The sequence below is a fragment of the Desulfoplanes formicivorans genome (genome assembly GCF_001748225.1).
GTDB classification, from domain to species: domain Bacteria; phylum Desulfobacterota; class Desulfovibrionia; order Desulfovibrionales; family Desulfomicrobiaceae; genus Desulfoplanes; species Desulfoplanes formicivorans.
In genome coordinates, this window is the sequence record NZ_BDFE01000004.1 from 1 (window position 1) to 14,599 (window position 14,599).

Below are 14,599 nucleotides of genomic sequence, written 5' to 3' on the forward strand. Positions count from 1 at the left end.
TAGCCGGGAATAATTTTGTGCTCACATCATGAAATTATCCGTTTAAGTCTTTCCGTTTACTGTGAGCGACATTTTTACTTTTTGCAGGCAAATCATAATTGACAATTTTAAACTACGTTAACTTCCTTGTCTGATACATCTTTTCTAAATCTTCTATACCATCCAGTCCACATTAAAATTATTAGAATCCAAAACAATGCTCAGGGATAAGAATCCGCAAAAGCACAAGTGATAGGTGGTGGGACAAGATCGAATGCTTCAGCGGACGTAGCAATTGTGATCCTGCGCTGCTCGCCCGTAAGGGCTGATTTCCTTTACTTGGAAAGACGAGATGATTTTAATTCCTCAGTCCCGCCACCAATGACATATAATCGGCACCTACTCCCAGACTTTCGACAACAGCTGGAACCACCACCGGGTTCGTCGGCCACCATCACGGCATCCGTTTTAAATTCAGCATCATAGATCATAAGTCCTGCAAATATTGATCATCCACTCCTCCTGGTTGATTGTCAGGATAGAGACTTAACTCCGACTTCTCAAGTCTGGCCCTTGGAGCAGGACCCTCCTCCTTCCTTCCCGGCCTTCAATCACTCCACAATTGCATCCGCAACAAATCGTGATCTGCGCATGCAAAGCTCCCTGGGCGTTTTCCTAAAACCAAATTCACAAGCCTCGTTTTTCCACTTGCTCATCAAGGAGAGTTTTGCTAGCAACGTTTGCACGTTAGCGCTAATGAAATAACATTCAAAAGGAAGGAACTAAAAATATGCAGGAAAATAAGTGGGTAATAGCGATAAACGAATTCTTGCACGTTGGCCTGGCCCTGGTAGCCATCATAGCGATCGTGTCCATCATCACAGGAATCATCCGGGAATATATCCCGCAGGAGAAGTTGCAAAAAAAGCTGTCCAAGCATGAAAAATGCGGTCCGATAATAGGAGCCCTTTTGGGCATACTGACCCCCTTTTGCAGCGCATCAATGGTGCCCGTTGTTATGGGCATGGTCGAAGTGGGTGCATCCATGGGGACAATCTTTGGATTTCTGATCTCCGCACCACTATGTAACTTTGCTGTTGTCGGGTTGATTCTCGCCACCTTTGGCGTAAAAGTGGCCACAATCTATCTCATACTAACCCTGGGAGGGGCCATTCTTGCTGGATACATCATCAGAATCACGCCTTTAAAACATGAAATTCGTCGCAATATCACCAACAAGACGACTTGTTGTAGTGCGAACATGAATACATGTTCCAACACGTCCATACAGCCATTATCATCATGTTCTTGTGGTCAACCACAAAAAACATGCGCAACCCATTATAGTCGCGTTGTTGCTGCCATGCCTTTTGCGTGGACACTCTTTAAACGTATTATTCCTTATATACTGATTGGTGCAGTCATAAGCGCTTTGTCGGCTGCCTTCCTGCCTGCGGATGTGGTTGAAAGGTACGTTGGCAATGATAGCTGGTATGCCATTCCGGTAGCTGCGACCATTGGAGTTCCGCTCTATCTGAGAATAGAAATGGCGATTCCCCTTCTGCAGGTTTTGATTGCAAAAGGGATGAGCATGGGGGCAGCGATGTCACTACTCATAGGCGGAACTGGTGCAAGCCTGCCGGAAATCGCGATTATTTCATCGGTACTCAAACCCAAGGCGGTTATCGCTTTTGTTTGTACCGTTATCCTGATCGCCATGGCTGGGGGATGGTTTTTTATCACCGTAAGTTAACCCCTACGCAGCGTACCCCAATAGCAGAAAATCTTTCCTGAGCGTCTGTTATTGGGGTACGCCCCAGTTTCATGAAAATAACTTTCTGATTTTTTTGAATTTATATATCATGCTGCTGGAAACATAGACAACAAAAAGCCGCATGACACATATGCAACACCATCAAGAATATATGATTATTACAGTTAAAAATATATTCAAAAACATACCGTATACTTTTAGATTGAACACATTATGATGCATGCGCTTTTGAATACATAAAATATGGCAATCACATTGCGCTATACAATATAAAATTGTCATAAAATGCTCATTTACAAACAAAAAAGACAAAACCAATGAAACTTGATTTTTTACGAAGTATTAAATATTTGTGCCCGTACACTCATATCTGGCGAGCTGTGCGCTGTATGTTCGCTGAAAAGAAAATACCAGCAACAGCCAGACAGGGTGCTCTCATTGCGTTGCTGGGGTTGTCCTGCCCTCTGTTCTGGATTGCCTATTTTTCTGGTGCCAGCAGGGAGGAGTTGGTCTTTCATGGATTGCATTCTGCGATGGTTTTCGTTGTAGGCATTATTTTATTCCTGATCGGAATCATGAAAGACATCAAACGCAAAAACCAGAATAGAAATGAGTGAACACACAAGTCATCAAATCGAACTATTGTTCGTTCGTTTTGATTGATTCGCACAAACAGGATCTTATATTTTTATATATCGATCTATCCCTACCTTTTATAGTTGGTCAAACAATACATATTGGAGCATAAAAAAATGTTATCAGACAACAACTTTTATGTGCGGGCATTAAAAGCATTATCAGAACCAAACAGATTACGTCTATTCTGGCTTCTTGTTCAGATAGACGAACGCATCTGCGTAGCCGAAGCCATAGATGTACTTGGTGATTCATACTATAATGTTTCACGAAACTTAAAGACATTATTAATGGCGGATCTTGTTTTTGCAGAAAAGGAAGGAAAATGGGTTTTTTACACCCTCAAGAAAGGAAATCATCCGTTCAGAATCAACATATTAAATGCAGTACGAAGTATTCCCGAAGAAGAATTCATGGATGAAATCAAAAAATGCAAATTGCGTCTTACCTTGCGCCAGAATGGCAGGTGCGTCATAGGGCCAGGCAGCAAGGAATGGGAAGAACTGAGCTCCTGCGGAGTATAGCCTGCCGGGATAGACGAATTACCCTCCACCACCGCCCTTTTTTCCTCACCCCCCTCTTTTGACACCAAAAACCGTGGTTCCGGATAACACCCCTGGTACCGCAGGCGCTCATTGCCCAAAAATCTGTCTTATTGCTTCCACAACACACGCCCATCTGACCGTGCAAACAGGCCCAGCCCCAAGGTTCCGGCTTGAAAAAACGTGCCGGGAGCTTTGACCGGCAAGGCGAACAACGCATTGCATGTGTTTGCTATTATCGAAACAGTCCGGTCAGGCTCAACCTTGAGAACGCGTCCCTTCAGCTGACCCTGCCCCATACCCTGACCCGACGTCTCCCATTCTTGCGCACGATTTTCCACCTGATTCCGAGAGCGGGCATGGACCCGGTCCGGATGGAAACTGGACGAATTCCGCCACACAAACATGTCTGCGATTTTTCGATGAGCCTGTATGGTGCCCACGGCACATGGAACAGCATGCTCCTTCTTTCAGCTTTCCAGGCATGGCTCTGGCAATGTTTTTACTCTCGTGATATGCACAGGGGATGATAAACCTTCAAACCCGGAGGGTAGCATGGCTGTTATCGAACAGGTATACGGATTTTTTATTCCCAGCGTCACACTGATCGGCATTGGAGCTTCCAAGGAAATTCCCGCGCGCATCAAGGCGCTTGGGGCCCAAAACCCCCTTCTTGTCACGGACAAGGGCATCACTGCTGCAGGAATCACCAAAACCATTACCGATCTGCTGGATGCAGCCGGCCTGGCATACGCGATCTATGACGAAACCGTACCCAATCCCACGGACACCAATGTTGCAGACGGAGTACAAGCATACAAGGACGCCCATTGCGATTCGCTTATTTCCCTGGGCGGAGGAAGCTCTCACGACTGCGGCAAGGGTGTGGGGCTCGTCATTGCCAATGGCGGCACAATACATGATTTTGAGGGGCTGGATAAAGCAACCAATCCTCTGCCTCCGTATCTTGCCGTGAATACCACGGCAGGAACGGCCAGTGAAATGACCCGGTTCTGCATCATCACGGATACTTCCAGGAAGATCAAAATGGCCATTGTAGACTGGAGGGTCACGCCGGACATAGCCATTGATGACCCCAAGCTCATGATGGGGATGCCTCCTGGACTTACGGCAGCAACAGGCATGGATGCCCTGACCCATGCCATTGAAGCGTATGTCTCCACCATTGCCACCCCCATGACCGACTGCTGTGCCCAAAAAGCCATTGAACTGATCGCACAGTATCTGCCCAAGGCGGTTGCCAACGGGCAGGACATCAAGGCCCGGGATAAAATGTGTTATGCCCAGTATCTCGCCGGCATGGCCTTTAACAATGCCAGCCTCGGCCATGTCCATGCCATGGCTCACCAGCTGGGCGGTTTCTACGATCTGCCCCATGGGGAATGCAACGCCATCCTGCTGCCCCATGTGGAACGGTTCAACCTTATTTCCAACATTGATCGCTTTGCAGATATTGCCATGTTCATGGGGGTCAATATCGAAGGCCTCTCCCAACGGGATGCTGCGGAATTGGCTCTGGAGGCCATTGTCCAGCTGTCATCTGATGTGGGTATCCCCAAGGGGCTCATTGAACTGGGCAAGCGCTATGGCAAAGAGATTAAGGAAGAAGATATCCCCATTATGACTGCTAACGCCCAAAAAGATGCCTGTGGGCTGACCAACCCGCGCTGCATGAAGGCCGAAGATGTGGCTGCCATTTACAAAACGGCTTTGTAACGCTTCGCTTGCACTGAAAGCCCTCATGTCGGAGCGATGCAAGTCAAACAACGATATAACGCCAACAAGCCGGACAGGACATACCTGCCCGGCTTGTTGGCCATCAGCCGGTCATAAGCAATTATCCTCTCCCCTTGTCCCGGCAATCACCTGGGCACATTCGTTCCCGGACCTCCAAAATCAAAGCAGGCTGCAACATGACCGCGCCTGCATGAACATCCTTCCCTCCTCCCTTGTATACCCTAAAGACGATTGAACCAGCATACAAAAGATTTCAGATTGCCAACCCCAAACAGCGCCAACGGATTTGATTGCCGTGCAACCGAACGTGAAAATGGCCATCGTCTTTGAAAAGGGCTTTGTGCACGGCCATGTCGCCCCGCAAGCAACGCCCATCGCACAGACACAATCCAGACTGGCATGGATGGTGCCGTTGGATGAAACGGTAATCCCTGTGTACAGACGTAAGCCCATCAACAACCATGGCCAAAATGTTGCAGAGTCTACCAGGGCCATCCACTGTTTATGGACAGTTGTTTCCCGCGTTACATAAACTTCCAGGTCAGGTTCTTTTCAACACCACAGAAAAATGATCTGCTGGCTACAGCGTACTGCACATGCAAATCCATGCGGCCCTATTGTGAAATATCTGAAAACACATCTGATGGCCTGGGACAGGCAATTCAAAAACCTATTTATACCAATATTTTTCATCAAACACGATTTACGACAAAAAAATACATGCAGATATATACAAATATTTGTATACCCATAAATCGCAGGCATAAAAAAAATGAGTTCCATCAAGTATCGCCCGGAAATAGACGGATTACGAGCTGTGGCTGTTATACCAGTTATCCTGTTTCACATGGATATTCCGTGGATTCCTGGTGGATTCCTTGGTGTTGATGTTTTTTTCGTGATATCAGGGTATCTCATTACCTCAATAATATTAAAAGAACATGAAAGAAATACCTTTTCCTTCAAGCAATTCTGGTTGCGGAGAGTACGAAGGATATTGCCGGTTTTGATTGCAATGGTTTTTGCTTCCCTCACTGCCGGGTATATGATCCTCTACAAACCGGATATAAACGACCTGGGGCAGCAGGGCATGGCTTCTTTGTTGTCAGTGGCCAATATCAGCCACTGGTTGCTTGAGGGCAACTATTGGGGAGCCAATGCGGAAGCTTCTCCTTTTTTACACACATGGTCTTTGTCTGTTGAAGAGCAATTTTATTTTTTCTTTCCGATTATACTTATATTTCTTTTAAAATATTATAGCAGATACATTGTTCATATTTTATGTTTCTGTGTTGCAGCCAGCTTATCATTATTTATATATGGATCAAAATTTCATCCAGAAGCAACGTTTTATTTGCTTCCAACACGTGCATGGGAACTAGGAACAGGATGCCTGCTTGCCATTTTATACACAAAATACAATTCAAGAATATTTTTTAGCAATACTTTTTTTGCTTTTTCAGGACTTGCTTTTATTTTAACATCTTTTTTTATCATTTCCGGAGAATCCGAAATATCATATTTGTTTGCAGCACCTGTTTTTGGGTCTGCATGCGTTATTGCTTTTTCAAACCAAAAAAATAATTTTGTTTACAAGATACTATCAATTCCAATCATTGTTTACATTGGGAAAATATCATATTCGTTATACATATGGCATTGGCCTGTGCTAATATACTCAAAAAATATTTCTTTGAAAGAAGATATCCAGTTTTCATTTTTTACGAAACTATTCATAATGTTTTTACTGTCCATTTTTTCATATTCAGTCATTGAAAAATATACTCGGAAAAACATAAAAATAGTCCCGTATATTTTTTTAATGCTTTTTTCTATTCTTTTCTATGCTTATGACCTGTCAGCTTCAAAGCATACAGAAGATATTTCTGGATTTACCAGAACCGAGTGGAAAGGAAATATGTACAACGTATCCCCGTATCAAGCATCTCCAAACACCATACCCAAAAGGATGCAGGGCATAACTGTTCGAAAAAAGATTCGTATGAACAAAGACCAATACCTGCGTGAGGGTATTAAAAAAATATATGGTTCAAAATTACCAGAAATTATGGTTTTTGGGGACTCACACGCACTCATGTGGTCAGGACTTCTGGATGAAGTTGCAAAAGATACACGAACTTCCATTTGCTTTTATGGTGCAGAAGGCACGCCAACATTCTTTTCAATTCCGGTACAAAAGGCCCAAGGTACGCGCTATTTTACTGCCGATGAAAAATATGTATTTGATACGTCAAGGCTTCGATGCTTAAAAGAGTGGAAACCCAAAATTGTCATTATTGCAGCAAGATGGTCCAATAAGAACATTGAAAAAACCCAAGACCTGCTTGAGTATATCGGAACAATCGGATCGCAGGTTTTTTTGATTGAAGATCCGCCAGAACTGTTTTTTGGGGATAAAAATGCTCCCCAATACCTCTCATTTTTAGGCATCGTTCCCAAGAAGGGAACCATGCGATATATACAACATGTACATAATCCCGACTATGAGAAAGGACGATCCCTCATACGTACCATTTCAAAAAAATATTCTTATTGCCATATTATCCCTACAGCAGATCTGTATATAAACAATGACATGACACTTGTCGTGAAAGACAACGATTGTTTATATATAGATGATGATCATTTAAGCACACAGGGGTCTTTGATTGCCTACACAAGGATACTTAACTACCTGTCCCTTTTTATTTAATTTTAAAACATGTTAAATATATTCAAATAGTAACAAAAACGTATCCATGCACTCAGATGCACTCTCAAAAAAATCAGTTCAGCGATTGTGTGCACAAACAGTCCATCCCCGGACCCCTTGTTGTTCACAATTGTTCATCATTGTCATCCAACCTTACAGGAGAACCCCATGTCCCTCACTGAAAAGCTGGCAGAACTAAAGGCCCAGAATCTGGCAAAGATTCCTAAGGACGCCCAGAAGATCATGCTTGCCGATCTGGAAAAACTGGCCAAGTCGGACCTGGTGGAAAACGCACCCAAACAAGGCGACACCCTTAAGGACTTTACGCTGCCAAACCACAACGGCGAAACCCGCCATCTTGCGACTCTTCGACAAAACGGCCCAGTGGTCATCATCTTTTACCGCGGGGGATGGTGCCCCTACTGCAATATGGAACTGCACGCCTACCAGCAGGCCCTGCCAGACATCAAGGCAGCAGGAGCAACCCTGGTGGCAATCACCCCGGAACTTCCTGATGCCTCTCTTACAACGGCTGAAAAACATGGACTGGAGTTTGAGGTTCTTACGGACCAAAACTCCACGTATGCCCGCGAAATCGGCATCGTCTTCACTCTGTCCCAGGAGTTGCGCCCCATCTATACAAGCTTTGGCATTGATATCGAAGGACACAACGGGAAAAATCAATTTGACCTGCCCCTTGCTGCAACCTTTGTGGTCGATACCAACGGCACCATTGCCTATGCTTTTGTTGCTGCAGACTATACCCTGCGCGCCGACCCGGCTGACGTTGTAAAGGCACTGCGATCCCTTAAAAAATAATCCACCCGAAAACACAAAATCCCTGCATCTGGGTGTTGTTGCAAGCCCCTCTCACGGCATGGAAGACAACTCGTTGGGGTTCACGGCACAACGTGTTGCCCTGCCAGGAACAGCAGGCTGCCCGTTGGGAGATCAAAAAAGGTAATCCCATGTGACCAACAGGATGGAACACGGATGAATATCAAGATCCATCGTATATATGATGATGACGTGCCCCAGGGATATCGCGCTCTTGTGGATCGGTTGTGGCCACGCGGTATTTCAAAGGAAGCAGCCCATCTTGACGGCCATTGGAAAGACCTGGCTCCAAGCAACGGACTGCGCATCTGGTTTGGTCATGATCCTGGGAAATGGAATGAATTCAGGAAACGCTACCTGGACGAACTGCGCACCAACAAACACAGGGCCCAGGAACATCTTAAAGAGGTGGACAGGCAAAACCTTGTTCTCCTGTACGGTGCAAAAGACAGAAAACACAACCACGCTCATGTTCTGAAAGACTTCCTGGCAAAGCTGACCTCATAACCTGCCGCGATTGTGCTGGGTCACATGGTGTTCGGCTGGTCTTGGCACGGGGAACGCGGTTGCGGGCATCCAAACCTTCATTGACGCGACAGATTCTCGTGGCAACAGAAAAAAGGGACTATGACCCGCAAACCGTGTCTTCGTGCCAGAGGTGCTGTTGCAGGCCAAGAGCGTGACAAGGATGCTGCCTTGAGGTCGTTTATTGAACGATTGCTCAAAAAGCATTGACACTACTTCCTCCTTTTTTTAACTTGATCATTCATTCAAGAAAGCAACGTTCCTTTTACCCCGGAGAAACAATGCGTGCTCAAGTTATCGGCATTTCAGGAAGCCCGGTCAAAAATTCCAACACGGATCGCCTTGTCCAGGCGGTCCTGAACAGCACAGGCCTTGCAACCGAATTCATCAAACTGTCCCAGCATACCATCCGGGGGTGTATGGCCTGCATGAGATGCGTCAACGACAATATCTGCAAAGTCAAAGACGATTTCCCGGAAGTGGCCCGAAAGGTAAGGCAGGCTCAGGCATTGGTTGTTGGCGGCTATCCACCCTATGGATCACTGGACAGCTTTACCAAGGCGTTTTTGGAAAGGCTGTTCTCCCTGCGACACCGCCATGGCTGCAACCAGGGCAAGTTGGCCGTCACCGTGGTCACAGGCAATGGTCGCGGCACCCCCGGGATAGATATGGCAAGCGCGCAGATCAAGACGGCATTGACCCATGAAGGCATGGAAGTGCTCGGCCAGCTCAAGGTGACCGGCAATCTGAAATGCGTACGTTGCAGTCATGGGCAAACCTGTTCCATGAGCGCCCTGCCCCGACTTTTTGGCGATGATATCAATACCCTCCCCCAAACGTACTGCCGGGTTGAAGACCAGAAAGAGACGTGGGAACAGGCTCAAAAACTTGGCAGGGAAATCGCCACAAGGTTGGCCGGAAACCGTGAAACCACATGAAGAGTCAAACACGGCCAGGCATTGCGGTTGCTTTTGCAAGGGACCACGCAGCCCTTTTCCACCCGTTTTCTTCCATCCGGGCAGCAACCGTCCCCGATTCCGGTAGGTGGTCAAGGCCAGAGGCTCCTCTATCTCGCGCCAAACATTGCACAATATCCCGGCCCCAAGCTGCTCCATTGTGTTAACGGCCCGGGCACGGTTTCCTTTCTCATCCAGCACCGTAAACAGAATCTTTTTCAGGACCACCAAGGAGTGCTCCCATGTCCCCTTTGAGCCCCAAAAAACTCAATATCCTCTGGACCAACGACAATCCCGTCACCGCAGAATTGATGGTTTTCATGTACGCCATCACCGCCAAGGAGCGGAAGCTGTGGGATGAAATAACCCTCATCATCTGGGGGGCAACCGTGAAACTGGTCAAGGAAAATGAAGATATTCAGGCCCTTGTGCAGAAGGCCCAAAGGTCTGGAGTCCATGTTTCCGCCTGTCGGGCCTGTGCCGACGAACTGGATGCCGTCAAGACACTGGAAGCACTTCATGTTGAAGTTATTTACTGGGGCGCTCCCCTCACTGAAATCCTGCAGAACAATGGCAAACTGATCACCATCTAAAAGAAGCATATCTGACGGCAGACAAAGGGTTACGTGCAGTGCGCGGCCCGCATGACCGGAAACATTTCGGACCATGCGGGCTTTTTTGTATCCCAAAACGATTAGCATTGAATTAACATATCCCCCATGGTATCCTCATATATCAAAGGTGTTGTGCGCCCGGTTGTCCGTGGACAAAGAACAGCACGCCGAAACATGGAGGGAACAATATGAAATCAATGACATCTATTGAGGGGCAGGTGGCTGTGGTCACCGGAGGTACAGCAGGCATGGGCAAAGCCGCATGTATCCGCTTTGGCGCTGAGGGTGCAAAGGTTGCTGTTGTCGGCCGCACCCCCCAAAAAGGCGAGGCGGTCGTCAACCAGATCACCAACGCGGGTGGCGAGGCCATATTCGTCAAGGCGGAGTGCGCCCATGAGACCGAGGTCAAGGCTGCGGCAAAGACCATTTTGGATACCTGGGGCCGAGCCGACATTCTGGTCAATACGGCGGGCGGATTTGTTAACGCTCCACCCCTTGAGGAGGTTACCCAGGAGGGAATGCATCAGAGTTTCGACTGGAATGTGATGGCAAAATTCCTCATCACCCGGGAGCTGGTCCCGGTCATGAAAGACAATCACTACGGCCGCATCGTCAATATATCCTCTGTGGCCGGACGCACGGCGCTACCCGTTGCCTCAATCGAATATTCCGCCAACAAGGCCGCAGTCATCGGCCTGACCCGCCGTCTGGCCAAGGAACTGGCGCCCTTTGGCATCACGGTCAACGCCATTGCCCCCGGGCTGGTGCGCACCCCACGGGTACTCCGCGTCAGTTCTCCGGAACTGCTGGCCGAACGTGAAAAAGCAATCCCCGTTGGCCGGGCCGGCAAACCCGAGGAACTGGCCCACGGCATCTGGTATCTGTGTACACCGGGTGCGGCATTCACCACGGGCGCGGTACTCGACATCAACGGAGGAATGTGGATGGGTTGAATCAGGGAGAGGTCATCGTGAACAGAGGGACTGTTACCCAACGTGCTTCCGCAGGGTGGGCAGAAAGATGGAAAGCATTCCTTGTCTGGCAGTATATTTCATGTACAAAGATACAGGCGTCAGCCACCATACGCCACGCCATCAGCCTGCAAGCCGATCCAGCAGCGTGGCCACCAGTTCGTCCAGCCGCTTACTCTCGGGCAATCCAAGGACAGACGTATCCGTCATCTGGCGTTTGATCAGACCTTCCACCACCGGCACAGCCATCCACTTTTCGGGAAGGCCATCCAGCCTCGGCGGCTCCCCGCCCTTGTAGCGGTTGAGCACCAACAGCTGGTTGGTCACTCCCAGATCCAGGGCCAAACGTCCCACCTGGGCACCGGTCTGCAAACTGCGCATGCTGGGTTCCGAAACCACCACCAGCCCATCCACATGGGTCGCTGTACCTCGACCCAGATGTTCCACGCCCGCCTCCAGATCCACCAGCACCCAGTCGTCGCGATCCATGACGATATGTGCCAGCAATGCCTTGAGCAAGGCATTGGCGTCACACGCGCACCCGCCGCCCGCATTGGTGACCGCGCCCATGACCAACAGCCGCTTGCGCCCGGGGGTTGTCCCGGACAATGGCGTGCCTCCCAGGGGCAGATCAACCGCCAATTCCTCGGGCAGATCGCCCACTTCAGGATTCAGGTTCAAAAACCCGCCTTCGTGAATGCGTTCGCGCACCAGATCACTGCGCCGGACCAGGGGCTCGGGAAGGGCATCAGCACTCAGGCCCGAGGCCTGGCCCAGGGACAACGCCGTGTCCGCATCCACCAGCCATACATTTTTCCCGCTTCGGGCCAGCCAGTCCGCCACCCACGCACACAACGAGGTCTTGCCTACACCGCCTTTGCCTGCAAACGCTATCTTCATGCAACATGCCTCCCAAGGCCTTTCCCGCTTTTTGCAAATGTATGGATGTCTTTTGCTCCAACAACCAACAGATCATTTAGGTATCTGATGACTCCGCATTACATGCCAATGCCCTAGCACCCCCTGCACGCAGATACACCTGCAAAATGGGGCAAAGGGATGCCAGGGCATGTTGTTACTCACTCAGGCCAAGGGCCTTGCGTTTGGTTCGGATGCGTTGGTCGAACATGTCGGCAGCCTTGACCATATCGGGTTCAATGAAAAAGGTCGCGCCAACCAGGTCTTCCAGGCCGGATACGGCCAGATCCGTTACGGTCTTGGAACCCAGAATATTCGGCGGGTGGCCAAGGTGGGTATAGATGCCCGAGGCCACGGCATACAGGCCGATGGCAGCGGCCTTTTCCGAATACCATTCGGGCGAGGACGCGCCCACGGGCAAATCGGAAATGTCCACCTTCAGGGCGTTGGCCAGGGCCGCGCAAAGCTGCAGAATACGAGCATTATCCACGCAGGAGCCGTAATGCAGAACAGGCGGAATACCCAGGGAGCCGCAGACCTTTTGCAAGCCGGGACCCGCCTTTTCAATGGCTCCGGGCACAAGAAGCCCGGCCTTGCCTGCGGCCGTGGTCACACAGCCGGTAACAAGTACCAGGATGTCCTTTTTGATCAGCTCTTCAGCGAGCTTCACATTCATGGAATCCTGCTTGATCTTGGGATTGTTGCAGCCGACAATGCCCACGGCGCCTCGAATGTCGCCTGCGGCAATGGCCTGGACCATGGGATCAAGGGAGCCGCCCAGGGCGGCAATGACCGCTTCATTGGAAAACCCGGTCATGATCTCGATGGGCTCACACGGGATGTCCACCCTTCCCGGATCGCGCTGGGCAAAGGCCTCCACGGCAATGGACACGATTTCACGGGCCTGCTTCATGGCCGTTCTGGGCTGGAAGTCGAAATGGATGGCCCCGGTAAAACGAGCCTTGTTGGCCGTGTCGATGAACTTGGTGTGATAGCATCCAGAGATCTGAACCAGGGACGGCATGATGCACTGGTAGTCGACCACAATGGCTTCCACCGCACCCGTGATGATGGCCAGTTCGGTCATCAGATGGTTACCTGCCATGGGAATACCCTGGCGCATGAGCAACTCGTTGCCGGTACAACACAAACCGGCCACATTGATGCCGGTTGCGCCCAGCTCCTTGGCCCGGTTGACAAGTTCCGGCTCGCGAGAGGCAGCCAGAATCATCTCGGAGACCACGGGATTGTGTCCGTGAACCAGGATGTTGACCTTGTCCGCCTTGATGACCCCTAGGTTGGCCGTGGACATCTTGGGAGTGGGAACACCAAAGATGACGTCGGACAATTCCGTGCCGATCATGGAACCTCCCCAGCCATCAGCCAGGGCCGTGCGGGCCGCATGGATCATGGTATTGGGCGCGTCATTGTCGCAACCCATGTGGGTGCGGTGCATCATTTCCGCGATCTCCCGGTCCACTCCCCGCGGGGTCATTTTGAGCCCGGCCCATTTGTCCTTGCGCACCTGGGGTACCCGGGCCAGAAAGGACACCTCTTTCTTGCGCGAACCAAAATCAGCAAAAAAACAGTCCATGACGTCGCGGGCCACCTCCATGGTCGAGCGGCCTTCGGTCTGGATGCCGACTTCCCCGGCAATGGCGCGCAGCTTGTCTTCAGCGACGATCCTGTAGTCCTTGGTCTCACCTTCGACAATGGCCTCCAGAACCTCAATGAGGTCCCGTCCATGATCCGAATGCCCGGCCGCACCTCCGGTTACGAACCGGCCAAAATTGCGGGCCACGATAACATCCGCATCAGCGCCGCACACGCCCAGGGGATTTTTCTCACTGACCCGGCACGGGCCCATGGTACAATTGCGGCAGGTGGTACCCAGCTCGCAGAATTTGCAATGCGGGGTCTGCCTGTCCAGCCGGTCGTGAACAGTCTGGATACCTTCGGCGCGGGCCTTCCTGAGCATGGCCTTGGCGTCGTCCCAAATGGTCAATTCATCGATAGGTCTTGGTTCTTTAGCCAAAATATGCCTCCTGTTCCATGTTTCGGGTCCGATCCAGGCACCCCCCGTTCATACAACGTCTCCACTGATACGCAATAATACCATACCAAATGAAAACGGTTTTGTACATCGGCTGGTGTCACCACAAACAAAACCTGGAGCCTCCCGGCACGTTCAGGTTCACAACAAACAGGGCCTGCTTGATGCGTATTCCCCCCCCTCTGCCAACAGGAAATCAACCAGGAATGGTGTTTCAGACCTGGGCATACTTGGTTCGGGTCGGTCACGAACCAAAGGGGGGCAAACCTTGCCATGACCGGCCTGAAAGAATCGGGAAGGTTTTGCCACGAGACCTGCCTTCC

Annotated in this window: 12 protein-coding genes; 10 read left to right on the forward strand and 2 right to left on the reverse strand. The window is 49.9% G+C overall.

Annotated features, from left to right (window positions below):
* Positions 1-769: 769 nt before the first annotated feature.
* The 10 genes from DPF_RS00295 to DPF_RS00345 all read left to right on the forward strand — a co-directional run bounded on the left by DPF_RS00295 (position 770) and on the right by DPF_RS00345 (position 11,287).
* Complete coding sequence (locus DPF_RS00295; protein ID WP_069856785.1) at positions 770-1,732, forward strand: permease; 963 nt, start codon at positions 770-772, stop codon at positions 1,730-1,732.
* A 338-nt stretch (positions 1,733-2,070) separates the two neighbouring features.
* A complete protein-coding gene (locus tag DPF_RS00300) occupies positions 2,071-2,370 on the forward strand; it encodes a hypothetical protein (RefSeq protein ID WP_069856787.1) in 300 nt (99 codons plus the stop codon).
* A 135-nt stretch (positions 2,371-2,505) separates the two neighbouring features.
* Positions 2,506-2,913, forward strand: coding sequence for an ArsR/SmtB family transcription factor (locus DPF_RS00305; protein ID WP_069856789.1), 408 nt, complete (start codon positions 2,506-2,508; stop codon positions 2,911-2,913).
* Positions 2,914-3,486: 573 nt separating this feature from the next.
* Positions 3,487-4,668, forward strand: coding sequence for an iron-containing alcohol dehydrogenase (locus DPF_RS00315; RefSeq protein ID WP_069856794.1), 1,182 nt, complete (start codon positions 3,487-3,489; stop codon positions 4,666-4,668).
* Positions 4,669-5,461: 793 nt separating this feature from the next.
* Positions 5,462-7,402 carry an acyltransferase family protein gene (locus tag DPF_RS00320; RefSeq protein ID WP_069856796.1) on the forward strand — a complete coding sequence of 647 codons (1,941 nt, stop codon included), beginning with the start codon at positions 5,462-5,464 and terminating at the stop codon, positions 7,400-7,402.
* Between the two features lie 168 nt (positions 7,403-7,570).
* Complete coding sequence (locus DPF_RS00325) at positions 7,571-8,221, forward strand: peroxiredoxin-like family protein (RefSeq protein ID WP_069856798.1); 651 nt, start codon at positions 7,571-7,573, stop codon at positions 8,219-8,221.
* Positions 8,222-8,395: 174 nt separating this feature from the next.
* Positions 8,396-8,746, forward strand: coding sequence for a DUF488 domain-containing protein (locus tag DPF_RS00330; RefSeq protein ID WP_069856800.1), 351 nt, complete (start codon positions 8,396-8,398; stop codon positions 8,744-8,746).
* 299 nt (positions 8,747-9,045) lie between these two features.
* Positions 9,046-9,702: a flavodoxin family protein gene (locus DPF_RS00335; RefSeq protein WP_069856802.1), complete on the forward strand. Its 657-nt coding sequence runs from the start codon at positions 9,046-9,048 to the stop codon at positions 9,700-9,702.
* Between the two features lie 260 nt (positions 9,703-9,962).
* Positions 9,963-10,313 carry a DsrE family protein gene (locus tag DPF_RS00340; protein ID WP_069856804.1) on the forward strand — a complete coding sequence of 117 codons (351 nt, stop codon included), beginning with the start codon at positions 9,963-9,965 and terminating at the stop codon, positions 10,311-10,313.
* A gap of 209 nt (positions 10,314-10,522) precedes the next feature.
* Entirely contained in the window at positions 10,523-11,287 is a 765-nt protein-coding gene (locus tag DPF_RS00345; protein WP_083254361.1) for an SDR family NAD(P)-dependent oxidoreductase, read from the forward strand.
* A gap of 141 nt (positions 11,288-11,428) precedes the next feature.
* On the opposite strand, the gene DPF_RS00350 is transcribed toward DPF_RS00345, so the two are convergent.
* Together DPF_RS00350 and cooS are read right to left on the reverse strand one after the other, a co-directional pair.
* The gene (locus DPF_RS00350; protein ID WP_069856806.1) at positions 11,429-12,205 is read right to left on the reverse strand and encodes an ATP-binding protein; all 777 of its coding nucleotides are present in this window, start codon (positions 12,203-12,205) and stop codon (positions 11,429-11,431) included.
* A gap of 175 nt (positions 12,206-12,380) precedes the next feature.
* Positions 12,381-14,258, reverse strand: coding sequence for an anaerobic carbon-monoxide dehydrogenase catalytic subunit (cooS, locus tag DPF_RS00355; RefSeq protein ID WP_069856808.1), 1,878 nt, complete (start codon positions 14,256-14,258; stop codon positions 12,381-12,383).
* Positions 14,259-14,599: the final 341 nt, after the last annotated feature.